The following is a 20176-nucleotide window of genomic DNA, read 5'->3' on the forward strand; positions in this document are numbered from 1 at the left end:
CCTAGGGTTTGCGGCCCACCCCCGCATAGGGCAGGGAGTTGACCGACGGGTCGTCGGACATGTCGCCGGCGCCCTCGGGGTTCCACATCGCGCAGCCGACCAGGCCCGGTTCGACGAGGTCGAAGCCCTCGAAGAACCGGAGCACCTGGTCGTGCGTGCGCGGGAACGGCTGGTTCTGCTGGTTCTGCCGGGTCGTGTAGACCTCGATCGCCTCGTCGAGGCCCTCCGAGCCCGAGTCCGCCGCGACGTGCGTGACGGCGAGGAAGCTGCCCGGCGCGAGCCGCTCGCGGTAGCGGGCCAGGATGCCCACCGGGTCCCAGGAGTCGGGCACGAAGTGCAGCAGCAGCAACATGAACACGCCGGTCGGCTGCTCGGGGTCGAGCAGCCGGCGCGCCGGCTCCGCGTCGAAGATGTCGTTGACGTCGCGCAGGTCGGCCTGGATCACCGCGCAGTTGTCGTTGCCCTGCAGCAGCAGCTCGCTGTGCGCGACGGCGACCGATTCGCGGTCGACGTACACCACCCGGCACGACGGGTCGATCTGCTGGACGATCTCGTGCAGGTTGCCGACGGTCGGGATGCCGGAGCCGACGTCGAGGAACTGCCGGACCCCGGCGTTCACCATGTACCGCGCGGCGCGGCGCAGGAAGGCACGGTTGAGCCGGGCGGCGTCGCGGATGCCCGGCATGATCTTCAGGATCTGCTCCCCGAGCGCCCGGTCGGCGGCGAAGTTGTGGTCCCCGTCGAGCCAGAAGTCGTACACCCGGGCCGGGTTCGGCACCGAAGTGTCGATCTCCGGCGGGACCCAGCTCAGTTCTCCGGTCACGGGACCTCCCACCCTCGCGGACGCTGCGGGACCGGAGCTTAGCCCCTCATCCGTTCGTGTGGACTCGGGCTCCGCCGCCCCGGCGTCCGGCTAAGGTGGCCCGGTCGCGAGGGAGGCGAGGCCATGACGAACCCACGTCCCGTGCCCGGCCGGGTCCCGCTGCTCGGGCACACCGTGCCGCTGCTGCGCGACCCGCTGAAGTTCTTCACTTCCCTGTCCGCGCACGGAGAAGTCGTCAAAATCAGGCTCGGGCCGCTGCCGGTGCACGTGGTCACCACCCCGGAACTGGCCTGGCAGGTGCTGGCCACCGACGCCGACAAGTTCGACAAGGGCCTGGTCTTCGACAAGATGCGCCCGCTCTTCGGTGACGGCTTGGCCACCTCGAACGGCGAGCTCAACCGCCGCCAGCGCCGGCTGGTGATGCCCGCCTTCGGCCGCACGCGGATCGCCGGCTACGCCGAACACACCATGACGACGCTGGCCGACGACCTCGTGTGTTCGTGGCGGCCCGGCGAAGTCGTCGAGTTCGACAAGCGGATGCAGGACCTGGTGCTGACCATCGCCGGGCAGACGCTGTTCTCCACCGCGCTCGGCGAGGAGGCGCTGGCGGAGATCCGGCACTCGATCCCGGTCATGCTGAAGTACGTGCTGATCCGGGCCTTCTCGCCGAAGTTCGTCGAGAGGCTGCCGATCCCGGCGAACCGGCGGTTCGACACCGCGGCCGCGCGCCTGCGCGAGGTGATCGGCGAAACCGTCGTCGCGGCCCGCGAAGACGGCGCCGACCACGGCGACCTGCTCTCGATGCTGCTCCTGGCCCGCGACGAGGACACCGGCGAAGGCATGTCCGATCGCCAGGTGCACGACGAGGTCATCACGATCCTGACCACCGGCGCCGAGACCACCGCCGTCGCGCTGGCCTGGTTCTTCCACGAGCTGGGGCAGCACCCGGACGTCGAACGGCGGTTCCACGCCGAAGTCGACGAAGTGCTGGGCGGGCGTGCCGCGCGCTTCGAAGACCTGCCCGATCTGGTCTACACCCACCAGATCGTGAACGAGATCGTCCGCCGCACCCCGCCGCTGATCCTGATGCGCCGCGCGCGGGAGGACGTCGAGCTCGGCGGGGTAGCGATCCCGGCCGGCAGCGAGGTCGCCGTCAGCCAGCACACCCTGCACCGCGATCCGCGCTGGTTCCCCGAGCCGGACCGGTTCGACCCGGACCGCTGGGCCCCCGGCCGTACCGCTGACGTGCCGAAGGGGGCGTACATCCCGTTCGGCGCGGGCGCGCGGCTGTGCCCGGGGCACGTGTTCGCGCCGACGGAGATCGGCATCGTCGCCGCGACCATCGGGGCGCGCTGGCGCCTGGTCCCGGTACCGGGCAAGAAGGTGTACGCGCAGATCAAGGCCACCATGCAGCCGAACCGCCTGCCGATGACGCTGGTGCCGCGCGCGACCTGACGGTACCCGTCCGGCTACCGGGTGTAGTGTTCCGGAGTTCCTTCACCTGTCCGAGTCCAGAGGGAGTGCGGCGTGAAGCTGCCCGTCAAGGTGACGTCGGCGTTGTTCGCGTGCGGTGTCCTGTTCGCGTCGCTGACCGCGGCGGTGCCCGCCGAGGCCGCCGCGATCTCCTGCAGCGACACGGATCTGCCGGTCTCCGGCCCGGGCCTGCCCCCGCTGGTGCCCGGGGCGCCCGCGACCGTCCACGGCCGGCTGTGCCTGCCCGCCGGGGCCGCCCCGGACACCGTTCAGCTGCTCGTGCACGGCGGGACGTACAACAGCGCGTATTGGGACCTGCCCTACGAGCCGCAGCGCTACTCCTACCAGCGCGACATGGCCGCGCACGGATACGCGACCTTCGCCGCCGACCAGCTGGGCGCCGGGCGCAGCAGCCGGCCGCTGAGCCTGCCGCTGTCGGTCTGGGCCGCGGCCGAGTCGATGCACGAGGTGGTCGGGCACCTGCGGGCCGGCCGGGCCGGTGGCGTCCGGTTCGCGAAGGTGGTCATCGTCGGGCACTCGGTCGGCTCCGGGGTCGTCGCCGTGGAAGCGTCCACGTACCGCGACGTCGACGGCGTCGTCCTCACCGGCATCACGCACCTGCCGGCCCTGCCCGTGCTCGCCCTCGGCGCGGCGCTCGGCCTGCAGCCGGCGCTGCTCGACGGGCAGCTCGGGACCCTCGGCAGCGACCCGCTGTACTTCACGACGAGGCCGGGAGCGCGCGCCGGGCTGTTCTACGCGGCGGGCGACGCCGACCCGGCCGTGATCGCCGCCGACGAGGCGACGAAGGACCAGGTTTCGGTGCCGGGGATGGGCACGGTCGCGTTGTTCGGCATCGTGTTGCCCGCGACGTGGGGAATCTCCGTACCGGTTTTGCAGGTGGTCGGGGAAAAGGACGTCCTTTTCTGCGGGGTGCTGGCGTTGCGCGACTGTTCCGACGCGGCGGTGCTGCGGGCGCAGGAGGCGCCCTATTACGCCGACCCGGCGAAGTTGTCGACGTACGTGCTGCCCGGCGCGGGGCATTCCGTGGCGCTGCACGAAAACGCGGGCGAATACCGCAGTGCGACCCGGTCCTGGCTGCAGGGCCGCCTGGGGATCGCTCCGCAGGGTTATCACTCGATCGGACGAAACTGAACCCGTGCGTGTCGCACAATTCCGGGCCAAGATATATCGATTGACCCGAACGGTGTGTACTGAACCCTTGGACAGCCTGAGGTGACTGCTCCCCAACCCCGCGGCAACGCCCCGCGGAACAAGCCGGACGCCGATCGCGCGGCGAAACGGCTGGCCGCGCTCGCGCGCAAGTGGGGCTACCTGATCAGCACCACGGCGTACCTGCCGCACACGCCCGAGGAGATCGAGCGCGAACTCGCCGGCCTGGCCGGGCGGCTGTTCGAGGCGGTGGCGAGCGAACCACCGGACCTCGCGGCGGCCGCGACCGCCGGCGGGCGGCTCGTCGAGCTGCGCTGCGTCGGCGCCGAAAGCCTGCGCCGCAGCCTGGAAGTCCTGGGCAAGGCGCTGGTCCGCGAGCCGGAACTGCGCGGGATCGACCGGCTCGCCGAGCGGGTCGTGCTGGTGCTCGGCGCGTTCAGCTCCGGGTACGGCGAGATGCTGCGCGAGGACATCCAGAAGCGGCAGGAGGGCCTGAGCCGGGCGCTGCTGAAGGTCGAGCAGGAGACGCGGCAGAAGCACGTCATCTCCCGCGCGCAGTTCGAGGAGGTGTTCGCCGGCTCGGCCAGCGGCGTCGCGCTCACCGAGCTGGACGGCCGGGTGCTGCGGGCCAACGCGGCGCTGGCCAAGACGCTCAACCGCACGCCGGCCGAGATCGCCGCGATGACCGTGTTCGACCTGGTCCACCCCGAGGACGTCGAGCAGCTGCGGGAAAGCTACGGCGAGCTGGTGGCCGGCCGGCTGCATCGGCTGCGCGCCGGCCGCCGCCTGCTCGGCAAGGACGGCGAACCGATGTGGGCGACGTTCGCCGCGTCGGTGATCCGCGACGCGGTCGGCGCCCCCCGCCAGCTGCTCACGATCGTCGACGACGACACCGAGGTGTCGCTGCTGCAGCGGCGGCTGAGCCACCAGGCGCTGCACGACGTGCTCACCGGGCTGCCGAACCGGCAGTTCTTCAGCACCCGCTTGGAAACCCTGCTCCGCGACGCGGACCCCGCCCGCGGGGTCACCCTGTTCCACCTCGACCTCGAAGGCTTCTCCCAGATCAACGGCGGCCTCGGCCAGGAACTCGGCGACCGGCTCCTGCGCGGGGTCGCCGCCAAGCTGAAGCTGGTGTTCGACGGGGAGAAGGCGCTGGTGGCCCGCCTCGGCGGCGACGAATTCGGCGTGCTGGTGCAGAACACGGCGGACACCCCGGGCGTGGTGACGCTCGTCCGCCGGATCACCCACGAGCTCGCCGAAGCGGAGTACGTCGACGGGCAGCGCGGGGTCGCGGTGCCGGCCGCGATCGGCGTGGTCCACCGCCCGCCGCGCGACATCACGCCCGCGGAGCTGCTCCAGGCGTCGGACCTGACCTTGCGGCGCGCCCAGCGGACGGGCAGCCAGTGGGGCCTGTTCGACCGCGAGCTGGACCGCCGCGACCGGCACGACTTCGGCTTGGCCGCGTCGATGGCGGGCGCGTGGGAGAACGGCGAGATCGAAGCCCGCTACCAGGTCCTGACGTCGGCGACGACCGGCGCGGCCGAAGCCGTCGAGGCGCGCCTGCAGTGGAACCACCCGGCGGAAGGCGTGCTGCCGCACGAAACCTGCGTCCGGCTGGCCGCGGAGATCGGGTTGGCGCTCCCACTGGGCACGTGGCTGTTGCGCACGGCGGCCGAGCGGCTGGCGGCATCCGGGCCGGACGTGCCCCTGGTCGTCGAGCTGACGGCCCAGCAGGCGGCGGACCCGGAATTGGTCGGCGAAATCCGCCGCATCCTGGACGACACCGGTTTGCCGCCGGACCGCCTGCGCCCCGGCTTCCCGGCCGCGGCCCTGGACGTCAGCGACACGGCCGACAACTTCCGGGTCCTGGGTGAGATCGGCGTCCGGGCGGAGATCCACGGCCTCGGCGACATCACGTGCCTGACGGAGTTCCCGGCCGCCGCGGTCCGCATCGCACCGAACCTGGCGGCCAAGCGCGAACACCCCTTGGTGGCCGGCCCGCTGTCGGCCTTGATCGACGCGGCCCACGCGGCCGGGTCCGCGGTGTCGGTCGCCGGGGTGCGGACGCCGGAGGAGGCCGCGTGGTGGCGGGAGCGGGGTGTGGACCTGCTGTCGGGCCCGGCGTTCCCGAACCTGCCGGACGGCTTCCCCGGCTGAGGAGCTCAGATCCGCACGAGGACCTCATCGAGCGGCTTGCGCTGCAGGTCCGGCACGACGCAGTCGTCGGCCGGGTAGCCGACGGGGATCACCGCGAATGCCTTTTCGTTGCGTGGGCGGCCGAGCAGTTCCCCGAGGAAGCGCATCGGCGACGGCGTGTGCGTCAACGCGGCGAGGCCCGCCACTTGCAACGCCGTCAGGAGCATGCCCACCGCGATGCCGACCGACTCGTCGACGTAGTAGTGCTTGCGGACACCGCCGTCTTCGTCGACGGCGAACCGTTGCTGGAACACGACGATGAGGTACGGCGCGTCCGTCAGGTGGGGCTTCACCGCGTCCGTGCCGAGCGGCCGGAGCGCCTCGAGCCACGCCTCGCCGAGGCGGCCTTCGTAGGAAATCCGTTCCTCGGCCTCGGCGGCTTCGCGGATCCGGCGGCGCACCGCGGGATCGGTGACGAGGACGAACGTCCACGGCTGCTGGTGCGCCCCGCTCGGCGCGGTCGAGGCGACGGCGATCGCGTCGAGCACCGCGCGTTCGGGCACCGGGTCGGGGGAGAACATCCGCACCGAACGCCGGGCTTCCATCCGCCGGCGCAGCGCGGCGGCCCGGGCGAGCGCTTCGGCGTCGGGCAGCCGGGCGGGGCGGTAGGGGACCGGGTGATACGTCATGCCCGGATTGTGGCGGGGGACACGCTGTGCGCAGCAGGGCCGAACGTACGATTCGCGGTGTTAAGCGTCCGCTGTACGGACAGTAAGGTGATCCTTGCCTGCGAAATTGCGCCGAACAGTCCAGGGAAACTAGGCCGAACGGTCCTGTCGCGTGAAGTGATCTCCTCATTACCCTCCAGTAGCAGACAGTGGTGCCGATCACAGTCGTTCCGGGAGGCTTCATGGCGTCGCGCGTCCGAGGACCCGGCTCCGAAGACCGGCGCGAACTGCGGATCCGGCACCTCGCCGGCTGCCTTCCCTGCACGCTCAAATGCGCGTATTGCGGGCTGCCGGTGCGGCTCACCGGACCGGGCGACCACCCCGGCTACGGCGTGGTCGAAGAAGTGACCGGCGATCTCGTGCTGCTGCACCGGTTCTGCCGCGCCGCGGTCGGCCGGTGCCGGACGCGGGGGTGCGTGCTGCGGCGCGCCCACCTCGGCCGCGCGACCGAGCAGTACGAAACCGGCCGGCGGCCCGGGCGTTACCAGCGCCTCGGCGTCCGGCGCTCGCCCGACCTCGATCTGTACCGGAAGCACTGGCGGATCGCGAAGATGCGGTACGCGTGCAAGGCGTGCCGGTACTACACCGGCTCGCACTGAGCCGGTCCTTCCATCACGACGCGGAGGACTCGTGCTCGTTCGTCTCATCCTCGGCCTGCTCATGACGGTCGTCGGCCTCGCCGTCGCCGGCAAGCGGGTCGCGTTCCTCTACCGGATGATCAAGGCCGGCCAGCCCGACGCCAAGCGGTCCGACGAGCTCGGCGCCCGGGTCTTCGCGCAGGTGCGTGAGGTGTTCGGCCAGCGCAAGCTGCTGAAGTGGTCGGTGCCCGGACTGGCGCACTTCTTCACGTTCTGGGGCTTCGTGATCCTCGCTTCGGTGTACCTCGAGGCGTACGGCGCGCTGTTCGACGAGAAGTTCGCCATCCCGTGGATCGGCCACTGGGCGGTGCTCGGCTTCCTGCAGGACTTCATCGCCGTCGCGGTCGCCGTCTCGCTGGGCGTCTTCACGATCATCCGCATCCGCAACGCCCCCGAGCGCAAGGACCGCGCGTCCCGCTTCTACGGCTCGCACACCGGCGGCGCGTGGCTGATCCTGATCATGATCTTCAACGTCGTCTGGACGATGTTCTTCTTCCGCGGCGCCTCGTCGGCGTCCGGCAACTTCCCCTACGACAACGGCGCGTACGTCTCGCTCGGCGTCGGGAACCTGCTCGAGCCGCTCGGGCACTCGACGACCGAGGTGCTGGAGACCATCGGCCTGCTGCTGCACATCGGCGTCATGCTCGTCTTCCTCAGCATCGTGCTCTACTCCAAGCACCTGCACATCTTCGTGGCGCCGATCAACGTCTCGGCGAAGCGGCTGCCGGACGCGCTCGGCCCGCTGCTGCCGATGGAGTCCGCGGGCAAGCCGATCGACTTCGAGGACCCGGGCGAGGACGACACGTTCGGCCGCGGCAAGATCGGCGACTTCACCTGGAAGGGCATGCTCGACTTCGCCACGTGCACCGAGTGCGGCCGCTGCCAGTCGCAGTGCCCGGCGTGGAACACCGGCAAGCCGTTGTCGCCCAAGCTCGTCATCATGAACCTGCGCGACAACCTGTTCGAGGAAGCGCCCTACATCCTCGCGGGCACCGAGCACGAGGGCGCGCGCCCGCTGGTCGGCCCGGAAGACGACGGCGGCGTCATCGACCCGGACGTGCTGTGGTCGTGCACCACCTGCGGCGCGTGCGTCGAGCAGTGCCCGGTGGACATCGAGCATGTCGACCACATCGTCGACATGCGCCGCTACCAGGTGATGATCGAGTCGGCGTTCCCGACCGAGCTGGGCGGGCTGTTCAAGAACCTGGAGACCAAGGGCAACCCGTGGGGCCAGAACAACTCCGAGCGCCTGGCCTGGACGAAGGACCTCGGCTTCGACGTCCCGGTGTTCGACGGCGAGCTGGCCGAGGACGTCGAGTACGTCTACTGGGTCGGCTGCGCGGGCGCGTTCGACGACCAGGCCCGCAAGACCGTCCGCGCCACGGCGGAGCTGCTGCACATCGCCGGGGTGAAGTACGTGGTGCTGGGCAAGGAGGAGTCGTGCACGGGTGATCCGGCGCGCCGCGCGGGCAACGAGTTCCTCTTCCAGATGATGGCGCAGCAGACGGCGGAGACGTTGAACGCCGTGTTCGAGGGCCGCGAGCCGAGGCTGCGGAAGATCGTCACGACCTGCCCGCACTGCCTGAACACGCTGAGCCGCGAGTACCCCCAGCTGGACGGGCACTACGAGGTGGTGCACCACACGCAGCTGCTCAACCGCCTGGTCCGCGGCGGGCAGCTGACCCCGGTGAAGCCGGTCGAAGACGGCCCGAAGGTCACCTACCACGACCCCTGCTACCTCGGCCGCCACAACAAGGTCTACACCCCGCCGCGCGAGCTGGTCGGGGCGACGGGCGCCGAGCTGGCCGAGATGCCCCGCCACGCCGACCGGGCCCTGTGCTGCGGCGCGGGTGGCGCCCGCATGTGGATGGAGGAGCAGATCGGCAAGCGCATCAACCTGGAGCGCGTCGACGAGGCGATCGCCACGGACGCGGAGACGATCGTGACGGGCTGCCCGTTCTGCCGCGTGATGCTGACCGACGGCCTGGTCCAGCGCCAGAGCGAGCAGAAGGCGGAGAACGTCGACGTGCGCGATGTGGCGCAGCTGCTCTTGGAGCGGGTGAAGGCCACGGACACGTCGGCCCCGAAGGTCTGAATGATCGCGGGGGCTAGCGGCCGAAGTGGACGAAGGCGCCCCACAGCAGTACGGCCAGGTCGCGGTCCGCGCCGGCCAGCTCACGTGCCAGTCGTTTGCGCGTGAGCTGGACCGTCGCGTGCAGCGCCTCCGCAGCGCGATCCGCGGTGGGCGACGGATCCGAGAGAAACCGGTAGAAGAGGTCCGCGACGTTCTTCGCGATGCGGTCGTCGACACGCCAGTTCGCCGCCACGACCCGGTCGAAACCCGCTGCCAGCAGGGCGCCGGCGAGATGCATCGCTTCGTCGGGCAGCGTCAGCCTGCCCGACGACGACTCGCACGCACCGAGGTAGGCGAGCTGCGCCCGGCCGGTTCGGGCCGCGCGGAGGTCGGCGAAACCGACTCCGCCGGTGCGAGCGTGGTCGTGACTCATCAGGCAGGCACTTTCCATGCTGTAGGTGTCCTGCCGGCCGTGCCCGGCGAAGTGAAACCAATCGTGTCGCGTGAGTTCCGCCAGCAGCCGTGAACGGGTCGCGTCGGCGTCGAGGAGCAAAGTGCTGTCCCGGAAGACCGCCGCCGCGGCTCGCGCCTCGTCGGTCGCCGCTTCGAGGAACGCCTGCCCCGGGGTATCGGCGACCCCCACGGCCAGCATCCGCTGGTTCCCGGGCGCTGCTGGGGGCTCCAGCAACGTCCGCAACGTCGGCACGTAGGACGGCACGACGTGGTCCAGCACCGTTTCGGGCAGCTCGTCGCCGGTGGTCTTCCGGTACCGGCCGGCGGCGTGGATCGGGAGCACCGTGACCATTCCGGTCGGGCACCACCAGACCCGCCGCCGCGGTCCCAGGGCGGCCAGCACCGGCGAGGCCACGCTTTCCCACAGCCAGCTGAGCGTGTTGTGCAGCGAGCGGACCCGGAGATCGATCGTGGCCTCGTCGACCGCCGCGAGCTCGTCGCCCAGGACGAACCGGTCCCGGTGCTGGAGGAAGCGGGCCGACTGGTCGACCAGGTGCTCGCGGCGCAGCCGGGGGAGCGGCACGACGGCGAGTTCGCCATCGGCCAGGACAAGCGCGTCGGAGCGGTGCTTGCTGGCGTTCACGACAACGGCCGGACCGGGCAGCCGGGCCAGGAGCTCGGCGCACGAAGGACCCTTGAGGAACCGCTCGAACCCCGGCTCGGCGCGGATCCGGGCGAGGACTTCCGACTCCTCGGTCTCCAGCCTGCGGCGCAGCGAGAGCTCGGCGTGCGTGGTCGGCGAGTCGGCGCTCGTGCGCAGGGCCGCGATCCGGACGTCGACCTCTTCAAGCCGCCGTGCCAGGTCCGGGTATCTGGCTCGCAGGCGATCGAGGTCGGCGGTGCGGTTCGTGCCGAGGAGGATGCCGCGGCCGCTCTCGAGGAGCTCGACGGCGAGGTGCGGCTCGCCGGCGGCCAGTGCCACGGCGGCCGCGTCCGATGCCAGGGCGAAGAACCGGCTCAAGCCGAGTTCGCGATCGACCGGGCGCCACGTGCGGGGCACCATGTGGACCAGGAGGTCGACCGCCGTCCGGTAGGCCTGGCAGGCGCCGGGCCAATCGTGACCGGCGAGCAGCTCGCCGAGTGCGATGTGGGCTCGGATCCGGTCGTCCGGGGCCATCGGCGCGTCCAGCACCGATCGCAGGACGGTGACTGCTTCGGTGCGGGCCGCGGGGGCGTCGAACCGGTCGGCACGAATCTTCAGCAGCTGTACCAGGGCGAGCCGGTTCGTGACCGGCACCCGGTGATCTCCCGCCTGCGCGGCGGCGAGCGCACGGGCCAAGTGCTCGCCTTCCTCGAGGGTCGCGCGGTCGGGCTCGGCCCTCAGCCGGTCGAGTAGCGCGGCGACCAGTGTCGAACGCACCAGGTCGTATCCGGAGGCAGCGGGATCGGCCGTGGCCAGCCAGGTGCGGAGACACGGCTCGGCTTCGGCGCGAACGGCCTGGTCCGGGTGTCGCCGCAGGGCGACGGCAAGGTTGTTGACCAGCAGCCCCCGGGTCGAGAAGCGTTCCGGCGCGGCGGAAACCGCTGCCCGCAGGGTCTCGATCGCGACGTCGAGGCACTGGCGCTCCTCGCTCCCGGCCAGCCCGGTCGCCGTCTCGAGGTAGACCGACCCCAGGATCGACAGCAGCATCGGCCGGAACGGGTCGTGCGGCGCCATCGAGCCGAGTGCTTTGTGGAGGTGCCCGGACGCCGTGTCGATCGCCGAGGTGATCCCGAAGAACCGGAACTGGTCGATCAGGGCCAGAGCGAGGTTGGCGTACCGTCCGGGCAGGTTGACGTCGCCGGCCGGAGTCAGGGCCAGGATTTCCGTGAACCGCGCGGTCACCTCTTCGAGCAGGGCCCGCTCGCCGCTGCGCCGGAACTGTTCGTGCCGAGCGTTGGCGAGACTGGTGAGCCGGCCGGGATAGTGGGTGCTTCCGGGCGGGGTGAGCCGCACCGCCTCGGTGAGGTCCGTCGCGGCACGGTCCAGAGCGTCCCGTTCGTCCGAGACGATCGCCGCCTTGGTGCGCAGTTCGCCGAGGGTGGTCAGCGCGACGACGCGAAAGCCGGGTTCGCGGGTCGCTCGCGTGGCGTGCTCGGCCGCGGCGATCGCCTCGGCGAGCACCGCGGGGTCGGGGTCGAGGTCGAACCACAAACCGAGAAGGGCGGATAGCTGCTGTGAGCTGCGGGGCTCACCGGCCGCCGCTGTCGGACGGCAGAGGTCGATGGCCGACGCAAGGTGTCCGAGGTCACCCGTGTGGTCGAAGAGGCGGGTCAGCATCGTGGCGAGTCCACTGTGGATGGTGGCTCGCCCGTGGAGGTCCGCCTCGGGAACCTCCTTCTGCGCTTCCCGGTACGCCTGCACGCACTCGTCCAGGTGGGCCGGCTGCGAAGTCCGGTCGAACCGGTCACCCAGCGCTTGGGCCAGGTTGTTCAGCTGGACGTAGCGCCACGGATCGCCCGGCTCGCCGTCGACCGCCACCCGGGCCGCCGCGATCGCCTCCTCCAGCCGCCCGCGATCGGAAGTGGCTTCGGCCAGGTCACGCAGTGCGCGGCTGAGCTGGTTGTGCAGGTGGTTGCGGAACCAGGAGGCCGGCGTCACCGCGATCATCGCGCGGGCGTCTTCGCACGCCCGCAGCAGATACCGGATATCGCCCGTGGCGCGGAACGCCTGGATCAGTTCCTCGAGGGGGTCGACGCTGTCCGGCACGGGACTCCTCGGTTCGACGGAGGTGTTCGCGGCTCCCAGTCGCTGCTTTCGCCCGCGATGCAACGGACTCCGGCCGGCCTCACTCGATCGGAGCATCGGTCAAGAGTCGCCGGGTTCCATTTCGACGGCGAAGAGAGCGCACCGGGGAGCGCTGCCGGGCGGGGCCACGACACTGCGATCGCAGTGGTCCAGCGGGCACCGGTGGGTGACGCGGAACTGCCCGCGCAGCCACGGTGGCGTTTTGCCGGTCGTGTCACCCTCGCGGATCACCTGCGTCGCCGCGTTCCGCAGCAGCCGGTCGATCTTCCGCGCCAGTGCGGTCCAGTCGTCCAGGGTGTCCAGCCCCGCCCGGGTATCGGCGAGCAGTTTCGCGTACCGGTCGCGTTCCTCCACCACGGTGGCTTCCTCGAGAATCCGTGGCAGGCGGATGCAGATATCGGCCCAAAGTTCGCGGTTGTCGCCGGGCATTTCGTCTCCGATCACGGGATGGCGGTTCTCCGGTGTGTAAGGTGGCACATCACGCAGGGAGGTGTCGATGTCCTCGGTTCCGGAGATCGTTCCCGGGGATTTTCCTTTCCCCGAGGGCACTCGGGGAAAGGTCCACGACGTGGTCCTGCGGATCACCACGTCCCGGCAAGGCTGGTACGGCCCGGTGGAATCGGTCGGGATACGGCGGGTCATCAGCGGCGGGCGCAGTGGCGCCCTGGTGCTCGACGTCGTGTTGCGGGCCGGTTCCGAGCGCCGGCAACGGGTCGTCAAAATCGGGCCGTCGGCCGAGGTGGCGGGGGAGTTCGCGAATTTCCGCCGGATTCTCGGCGATTACCCGGCTGCGGTGTGTGCGCCCATTCAAGAGGTGACGGACGGCGTGCGGGAGGACGACGGCGAAAGTCCTTCCGAGACCGAGGCGGTCGTCTACGCGCATGTGGAGGACTACGCCGGGAGGTCGGAGGTGCCCGCGGTGACCCTCGAGGACATCGTGAGAGCGGCGTTCGAGAACGGGGAGGCCGAGCCCACCCTCGCCCGAGGGCTGATCAGCGCGCTGTTCGACGCGATGGCCACGCCGTTCCACAACCGGCGGGTCGTGCGTGCCGAACGAAGCCTGCGCGACCTCAACGCCGCCCTCGGACCTGATCTCGTGGTGGAACCCGGTGCGGTGAGCGCGGAGCTGTCCTACCCGGAGGATGTCCTGCAGGCTTCCCTCGCGGGCGGGGGATTCGCGCCCGGGGATCCGATCCGGCTGGCCGATCCGGCTCACTCCGCCGTGCGTGTCGTCCTGCGCCCACCGGCCGACGGACCGATCTCGGGCGTGGTCGTCAGCACGAGGTTCGACGACCGGCGGGCCCGCTTCGACCAGGCCTTCAAGGCTGTCGCGCGCGTGGCGGGCGCGGTCGAGACCGACGGGGTACGCACGGCCGATCCCGCGCGGGGGCTGCGGCGCGTGCTGACCGACCCGGAGCTCGGCCGGGTCCGTGGTGTCGTGCACGGCGACCTGAACGCCCGCAACGTCATGTGCGTGGACGGCCGCCCGGTCCTGATCGACTTCGCCGAAACCACCGACGACCGGCCTGTCTTCGCCGATGCCGCGTGGCTGGAACTCAGCCTCGCCCGTGACGTCTTCGCCGGGCTTGCCTACGACGATCTCGTCCAGGTGCAGCGGCTGCTCGCGGTGGCCACCCGCCTACAGGCCCCCAGCGCGGACGACCGGCTAGCCGAACTGCTCCGCGGACAGGCGAAAACCGTCTTCAAGATCTTGGCGGCGATCCGGTCGAGCGCGGCTCGCTCGTACCCGCGGGACGTGGTCGCGTGGCGCGACTACCTCGCCCAAGTGCATCTCGCCGCCTACCGGACCGCCAAATGGGAGGGAGCAGTCCAGACCGCGGGCAAGCTCCGCGCGGTACACGCCGCGGCCGCGGTCGCCACCGAGTGGCTCGTGGACGACGATCCGTTCGCGCACTGGGAGGATCCCGGTGAGGTGCTCGGATGCGTGGCGGGCTTCGCCGATCCTGCGGATCCCGAAGCCATCGACGTCATCGCCGGGCTGGTGACGGCAGTCGACCGCGCCGGAGGGCAGGCGGAGGACCTGAACCTGCGCGAGCTGAGCGATCGGTACGTGCTCAGGCATTTCTCGGCCGAGGCTCGCGAAGTGGTGATCGATCTGTCGCGGGAGCACGACGAGTTCCTGGCCGTCGTTCCGGAGGAGGAAGCGAAGCCGCTCGTCCTCGTCGGCGGCCCCGGCAGCGGCAAGACGTGCATTCTCCGCGAGCTCGCTTACCGGGCCGCGATGGACATCGCCCGCCCTCGAAGAGGGGCGGCCGGGTTGAGGGTGCCTCGGCTGGTCGAGGCTCGTCGGCTGCTCGCCGAGGGGGTGGAAGGCCTGGGAGTACCGCGGGAAGCCTTCGTCCTCGGTGCGGTGCGGCTGCTGGTCGACGGTGTCGACGACGTCCCGTTGGCGGAACGGGAAAAGCTGTTCGGTTGCGTTACTGCGCTGCACGAGCGGTACCCGCGCGTCGCGGTGGTCGTGGCGTCGAGGGACCGGGACCAGGCGGACCGCGCCGGGCTGCCGGCGTGGCAGGCAGGTCCGTGGTCGCCCGAGCGGGCCTTGCGCTTCGTCGCCGAAAGCCGAGCGCGGTGCCCGATCCCCGACACCGACTTCCCGGACCTGCACCGCGAGCTCAGCGCACTCGGAGGCGCGACCCCGGGCATGCTGATGATGTACCTGGACGTCGTCCGCAGGCTACGCCGGACGGTTCCGCTGGCCGGGGTCTACCACGACTACTTCGCGGCCCTGCTGGACGGCCTCGACCCGGTCGGTCTCGTCGAGGCCGCGGAGGCGAGTGTCGATAGCGGTGGTCCTGCGTCACCGCCCGAAGCGATCGAGGACTTCCTCGCGCGTGGCGTGCTACGGCGCGAAGGCGACAAGGTGCTGTTCACCCACGGGATCGAACGGGACTTCTTCGCCGCGATGGCCCTCACACTGGCGTCGGAGGACCTGGTCCGCGAGCGCGCCCGACAGTTCGCCTGGCGACCGGTGACCTTGCTGGCCGCCCGTCTGCCCGAGGTGCCCGACGCCGTGGTGGAGACGGTCGTCCGGTCGGTGGCCACCGCCGACCCCGAGTTCGCCGCGAGGCTCCTGCACCTGCGGCCTTCGGTGTCCTGCTGCTCCGAATTCGTCTCCACCCAATCGGCGATCCTCGGAGACGCGGAGCAGGGCCGTTTCGCGGTGCTCCGGGCCGTCGAAGCCCTCAAGACCGTCGGTACGCCGGAGGCGCTGCGTCAGCTCAAGTCGCGGCTGACCGAGGAGTCGATGCCGTCCGGGCTCCTGGGAGCCGCGCTGAATGCGGTGACACGCAGGCCGTCGAAGCTGGAAGAGTCCGCGGTGCCGCAGCGGTGGCTGAGAGAGCTCCTCGGCGGGCTCCTGGACGCGGGACGGCCGCCCGAGTTGCTCCGCGTGGTCATCCGCGTCGTCAAGTTCCAGGTGGTGCGCGGCCTCGATCTGATGCTGGCTCAACTCGTCACCGCGGCCGATCCGGCTGTCGCGCAGGCCGCCGACGATGCGTTGGCGTCCTTGAACGTGGTCCTGCCCAGTGCGCTCCGCACCGAGCGTCCGCGGCTCGTGTCGGCGCGATTGACCGAGGTCGAGCGGGTGCTTCCCACTCTGTGGAAGGACGGGGAGATCCGCGCGGCCCGGACGGAACGGCTCCACCTGCTGCGGCGGCTGGACGACCTGGCGTTCTGGCTGCCGCGCCTGTACTCCTACGGTATCCGGCACGACGTGGCCGACCGTCTGAAGGGCGAGCTCGGTGATGTGGTCGACCTCGGTGAACGGCGGCGGTTGGCCGCCTTGGACGTCGGCACCGCCAATGCCCTCGCCCACCGGATCATGGCGGAGCACCCTCGGCTGCGCGACGAACTGGTGTTCGCCGCTGACGTCGGATCACCGACGCCGGTGTTGCTCATCGCGGCAGCGGCCGTGGGGTCCGTGGCGGCGGTCGAGCACGCCGCCGAGCTCGTGATCCGGCTCGCCGAGGAGGAAACGGGAGACCGGATCGAGGGCTTGACGGCGCTGGCCCACGCAGTGGCTCAGGCCGACTCGGCCCGTGGCTTCCGGGTCAGCAGAAGCGCTGCGCGCAGGTTGCGGGAGCGGGCGATCCCGGCACGCCTGCACTGGCCGTGGACGGCGATGCTCGCCTACACCCGTCCGGACTCCCGGGAACTGGACACCCTCCTCGCCGGCGGTGCGGCCGACGCGGTGGCCGAATTGGCCATCCGGTGCACGGCGCTCGACGGTGCCCGCGCCGACCCCGTGCCCCTCGGCGAGGACGCCCGTCGGTTCCTGCTGACCGATCGCAGCGAGGAACCCGTTGTCCGGACTCTCGCCCTGTGTGCGGCCGGGCTCACCGAGGGGCTACCGGAGATAGCCGGGTTGCTCTCCGACCGGAGCCAGGGCGCGACGGCGTCGACGATCTCCTCGGGCCGGTACGGTCCGCTGGAACTGGCGCCACTGGCGGAAATGCTGTCGGCGTACGGCCAGCTGGCCCGCGAAGCCGGGGAAGCCGACGCGGCGCTCCGGGTCCTGGCGGAGGTGGATCCCGCCGGTCTGCACCCCAGCGTCGCGGACGGGAAGGCCGTCGCACTGGGGTACCTGGGCGATTGGGTCGCGGTGGTCGAGGCCGCGCCGGGCGACGGCGGACGGCTCGACACCGCGGCCCGGCACACACTGCGCAAGTGGGTGCCCGGGCCTGCGACGCCCGCACACCTTCGAGAGCCCGGCGCGATCGCGTCGTGGCTCAAGCACCGGCTCTCGGACGCGGCGCTCCCGGCCGGGCCGCGCTCCCTCGCCCAGGAGCTGCTCTTCGAGATGGAGACCCGGCACGGCGCGCTGCTCCCGGACTAGCGCCAATGCCGTGTAGTTAGTGGTTCGGTTGGTTCGTCAAGGGGGTTGGCGGGGCGAGGATGTCGATGCTGATGGTGGCTTTGTAGCTGGTTCGGTCGATGGTTCCTCGGGCGTTGTATTTAGAGATGGCGCGTTTGACGACGCGGGGGCTGGTCCGGATGCGGCGGTCGGGCAGCAGGTTGGCGAGTACCTGCCTGCCGATCACCCCGATCAGGTCGATCACCGTGCCGGCGATGACGCCCGCGGCCTGGACGATCTGGTCGCGGGCGGTGTGCAGGGCGACGGTGAACCCGGCTCGGTCGGGGTCGATGCCGGGGAGTGTGCTGGTGGCATCGGCCATTGCGGTGCGCAGGAGCTGGTAGGTGATCAGCAGGGCATGGACCTCTTGGTCCACCCCGTCTGGGGTGCGGGCGCGCAGGACCCGTCCGCCGAGGATGCTGGACTTGATCTCCAGGTAGGTGGTCTCGATCTCCCAGCGTTCGTGATAGAGGGTGACCAGGCCGGAGGCGGGATAGCGGTGGTGGTCGAGCAGGGTGGTGACCAGGCGGTAGACGCCTGTGCGGCGTCCGGCGCTGGTGGCGATGGTGACTTCGGCGTTGATCACCCGGACCGGCAGCGTGCCGAGCAGCGAGGAGTAGGAGCCGTCGTCGTGACGGCGTATCGGCGGCAGTTTCCGGTTGGCTTTGACCCGTAACAGCACGTGTGCGCCGTTGCCGGCGATCGTGGTGGCGAGGCGGGCGTCGGCGAAGTCGCGGTCGGCCAGCACGATCGTGCCTTCGCGCACGCGGTGTGACAGGCGGGCGGCGTAGGTGGTCTCGCCGCGGGTGGCCGGTCCGAACACCGCGTCCAGCACGGTGCGGGTGCCGCAACTGACCAGCACCAGCATCCGCAGGAGCGGCTGGGAGGAGCCGCCGGGTTTGGTGAATACCGTCAGGTTGGCGGCGCTGTCGGCGACGGTCATGGTGGTGCCGTCGAGTGCGGTGACCAGCAGCCCGCGCCACCGGGTGCCGGTCGTGGCGATGCCGGCGGCGGGGCCGCGCAGCAGATCGAACAGCCACCGCAGCGGCTCGACGCCGACCCGGCAGCGGGCCTGCCACAAGGCACCCGCCGTCGGTGCTGCGACGTCGATGCCGTCCAGCCCGGACACCAGCCGGTCCCACACCTGCCGGTAGCCCAGTTCCGGGAACAGGCAGCCGGCCAGCAGCAGATAGACCACTACCCTCGCGGGCAGATCTCTGATGCGGGACTGGACCTTGCGGGTCTCGGCCAGTGCCTCGTCGACCATGTCGAACGGGACCAGCTGGGTCAGCTCACCGAGATGACCCGGTGCGAACCGGCCCTCGGCCACAGCGACGGCACGGGTGATGACAGACTGGGTGTCCAACGGAGTTCCTGTACTTCAGCGATCTTGGTCGACGCTGTTCTAACAGGAACTCCGTTGCCCGTTTCAGTCACCTTGACAGGCACGGCGAAGCCTTAACTACACGGCATTGGGACTAGCGCTACGCCGAACGGGTACGAGGCCTGGTGGTGGTGCCGCCGGGCCTGTTGGGGTTAGCCGGAGCGGTGGGGGAGGTGTGACGGCGGTGGACACGACTTCGGCCGGTCCGGGACTCTTCGCCGCACTGCCGGCGATCACCGTCCAGGCGTTGCTGGGAGTCGGGGCCGAACGCCGGTTCCGCGCCGGAGACGTCCTGGTGCGGGAAGGGGAGCTGACCACGCACGTGATCCTGCTCCTCTCCGGCTGCGTGAAGGTCACTGCGAACACCGCCGACGGCGGCCGGGCCCTGCTGGCCGTCCGGTTTCCCGGCGAGCTGATCGGCGAGCTGGCCGGACTGGACGGCAGGCCGCGTTCGGCGACCGTCACGGCGGTCGGCCTGGTGAACACGCGGGTGATGACCCAAGCGGTCTTCCAGGCATTCCTGAAAGACCATCCGGATGCCGCGGTCGCCGTGAGCCGATCGGTGGCGGCGAAGCTGCGATGGGCGACCGACCGCCGGATCGACTTCAGCGGGTACGACGTCCCGGTCCGAGTCGCCCGCGTACTGGCCACGCTCGTGCGGTCCCACGGGACCCGCACAGCACGAGGCTGGGAGATCGGGTTCCCGTTGTCACAGCCCGAACTCGCGGCTTTGATCGGCGCGGCGGAGCCCACCGTGCACAAGTCGCTGACCGAGCTGCGCCGTAAGTCGGTGCTGGAAACGGGTTACCGGAAGATGACGATCCTGGACCTGCCCCGGCTCCGGCTCCTCGCGGGCCTGCCGGACTGAGCTGCGCAATCCCGTTCTTGGACGGGGTCCGCCGCGTCCGGGACCGGCACAGTCCGTCCGGTGAACGCCCCGTCCTGGCCGCCCCCGTCCCTCCTCGGCCGTCTCCGCAGGCGGGATGTCGAGGCCATGCTCGACCTGGGCACACCGGTCAGCTACCCGGCTCAGCAGCGCGTCATCCGGCAGGGTGACGCGGCCCGGTACTCGCTGCTGATCCTGCAGGGAGCCGTCAAAGTCGTCGTGGACACCGAACGCGGCCGCGACGTCGTCATCGCGGTGCGCGGTCCGGGCGACCTGCTGGGCGAGATGGCGACGCTGGAGCACCGCCCGCGGTCGGCCCACGTGGTCACCTGTTCGGCCGTGCAGGCCCGGATCATCCACAGTCCCCAGCTCGCCGACTTCCTCGGCCGCAACGTCGAAGTGAGCCTCGCGGTGGCCCGGATGCTCAGCGAGCGCCTGCGGTCCGCGGACCGCAGGGGCATCGACTTCGTGGTGTGTCCCGCACCGGTCCGGGTCGTCCGGGTCCTGCTCGACGTCGTGCAGCAGCACGGTACGGCCACGGGGCAGGAACTCGGGATCCCGCTGTCGCAGGCGGAGATCGCTTCGATGGCGGGCACCGGGCTGAGCACGGTCGAAAAGGCCTTCCGGCGGCTCGAGTCGGAAGGGGTACTGGGCCGCCGCTACCGGCGCGTGCTGATCACCGACCTGTCCGGCCTCCGCCGATTCGGGGAACTTCCTGGCGGAATCCCGTACTAGTACGGCGTCGCCCGT

At 70.8% G+C, this 20176-nt stretch carries 13 protein-coding genes; 8 read left to right on the plus strand and 5 right to left on the minus strand.

Annotated elements, in window-relative coordinates:
* Nucleotide 1 precedes the first annotated feature (1 nt).
* A complete protein-coding gene (locus tag ACWEF6_RS21505) occupies nt 2-823 on the minus strand; it encodes an SAM-dependent methyltransferase (protein WP_449684579.1) in 822 nt (273 codons plus the stop codon).
* 123 nt (nt 824-946) lie between these two features.
* On the opposite strand from ACWEF6_RS21505, the gene ACWEF6_RS21510 reads away from it, so the two are divergent.
* The 3 genes from ACWEF6_RS21510 to ACWEF6_RS21520 all read left to right on the plus strand — a co-directional run bounded on the left by ACWEF6_RS21510 (nt 947) and on the right by ACWEF6_RS21520 (nt 5623).
* Nucleotides 947-2278 (plus strand): cytochrome P450, encoded by a 1332-nt coding sequence (locus ACWEF6_RS21510; protein WP_449684580.1) that lies wholly within the window; start codon nt 947-949, stop codon nt 2276-2278.
* A 78-nt stretch (nt 2279-2356) separates the two neighbouring features.
* On the plus strand, nt 2357-3448 hold the full coding sequence (locus ACWEF6_RS21515) for an alpha/beta hydrolase (RefSeq protein ID WP_449684624.1): 1092 nt from the start codon (nt 2357-2359) through the stop codon (nt 3446-3448).
* Between the two features lie 81 nt (nt 3449-3529).
* Nucleotides 3530-5623 carry a diguanylate cyclase domain-containing protein gene (locus tag ACWEF6_RS21520; protein ID WP_449684581.1) on the plus strand — a complete coding sequence of 698 codons (2094 nt, stop codon included), beginning with the start codon at nt 3530-3532 and terminating at the stop codon, nt 5621-5623.
* Between the two features lie 5 nt (nt 5624-5628).
* On the opposite strand, the gene ACWEF6_RS21525 is transcribed toward ACWEF6_RS21520, so the two are convergent.
* The gene (locus tag ACWEF6_RS21525) at nt 5629-6291 is read right to left on the minus strand and encodes a nitroreductase family protein (RefSeq protein WP_449684582.1); all 663 of its coding nucleotides are present in this window, start codon (nt 6289-6291) and stop codon (nt 5629-5631) included.
* A gap of 221 nt (nt 6292-6512) precedes the next feature.
* Here ACWEF6_RS21525 and ACWEF6_RS21530 point away from each other — a divergent pair, with 221 nt between their 5' ends.
* Nucleotides 6513-6929: a hypothetical protein gene (locus ACWEF6_RS21530; protein WP_449684583.1), complete on the plus strand. Its 417-nt coding sequence runs from the start codon at nt 6513-6515 to the stop codon at nt 6927-6929.
* Nucleotides 6930-6960: 31 nt separating this feature from the next.
* On the plus strand, nt 6961-9063 hold the full coding sequence (locus ACWEF6_RS21535; RefSeq protein WP_449684584.1) for a (Fe-S)-binding protein: 2103 nt from the start codon (nt 6961-6963) through the stop codon (nt 9061-9063).
* A 13-nt stretch (nt 9064-9076) separates the two neighbouring features.
* Here the strand turns inward: ACWEF6_RS21535 and ACWEF6_RS21540 are convergent, their stop codons facing one another.
* Complete coding sequence (locus ACWEF6_RS21540) at nt 9077-12244, minus strand: CHAT domain-containing protein (protein ID WP_449684585.1); 3168 nt, start codon at nt 12242-12244, stop codon at nt 9077-9079.
* 99 nt (nt 12245-12343) lie between these two features.
* Nucleotides 12344-12871: a hypothetical protein gene (locus ACWEF6_RS21545; protein WP_449684586.1), complete on the minus strand. Its 528-nt coding sequence runs from the start codon at nt 12869-12871 to the stop codon at nt 12344-12346.
* Between ACWEF6_RS21545 and ACWEF6_RS21550 the strand changes: the two genes are divergently transcribed.
* The gene (locus tag ACWEF6_RS21550) at nt 12852-17138 is read left to right on the plus strand and encodes a hypothetical protein (protein ID WP_449684587.1); all 4287 of its coding nucleotides are present in this window, start codon (nt 12852-12854) and stop codon (nt 17136-17138) included. The two genes, ACWEF6_RS21545 and ACWEF6_RS21550, sit on opposite strands and share 20 nt — an antisense overlap.
* Nucleotides 17139-17154: 16 nt before the next feature.
* Here the strand turns inward: ACWEF6_RS21550 and ACWEF6_RS21555 are convergent, their stop codons facing one another.
* Nucleotides 17155-18486: an IS4 family transposase gene (locus tag ACWEF6_RS21555; protein WP_449684588.1), complete on the minus strand. Its 1332-nt coding sequence runs from the start codon at nt 18484-18486 to the stop codon at nt 17155-17157.
* A gap of 238 nt (nt 18487-18724) precedes the next feature.
* On the opposite strand from ACWEF6_RS21555, the gene ACWEF6_RS21560 reads away from it, so the two are divergent.
* Both ACWEF6_RS21560 and ACWEF6_RS21565 read left to right on the plus strand, forming a co-directional pair.
* The gene (locus ACWEF6_RS21560; protein ID WP_449684589.1) at nt 18725-19408 is read left to right on the plus strand and encodes a Crp/Fnr family transcriptional regulator; all 684 of its coding nucleotides are present in this window, start codon (nt 18725-18727) and stop codon (nt 19406-19408) included.
* 60 nt (nt 19409-19468) lie between these two features.
* Nucleotides 19469-20161 (plus strand): Crp/Fnr family transcriptional regulator, encoded by a 693-nt coding sequence (locus tag ACWEF6_RS21565; RefSeq protein ID WP_449684590.1) that lies wholly within the window; start codon nt 19469-19471, stop codon nt 20159-20161.
* The last annotated feature ends 15 nt before the right edge of the window (nt 20162-20176 follow it).

Source organism: Amycolatopsis sp. NPDC004772 (assembly GCF_053601215.1).

Bases quoted from the DNA above. Each gene is read 5' to 3' on its own strand.
- ACWEF6_RS21530 (WP_449684583.1), top strand. From the start codon at position 6,513: ATGGCGTCGCGCGTCCGAGGACCCGGCTCCGAAGACCGGCGCGAACTG.
- ACWEF6_RS21510 (WP_449684580.1), top strand. From the start codon at position 947: ATGACGAACCCACGTCCCGTGCCCGGCCGGGTCCCGCTGCTCGGGCAC.
- ACWEF6_RS21525 (WP_449684582.1), bottom strand. From the start codon at position 6,291: ATGACGTATCACCCGGTCCCCTACCGCCCCGCCCGGCTGCCCGACGCC.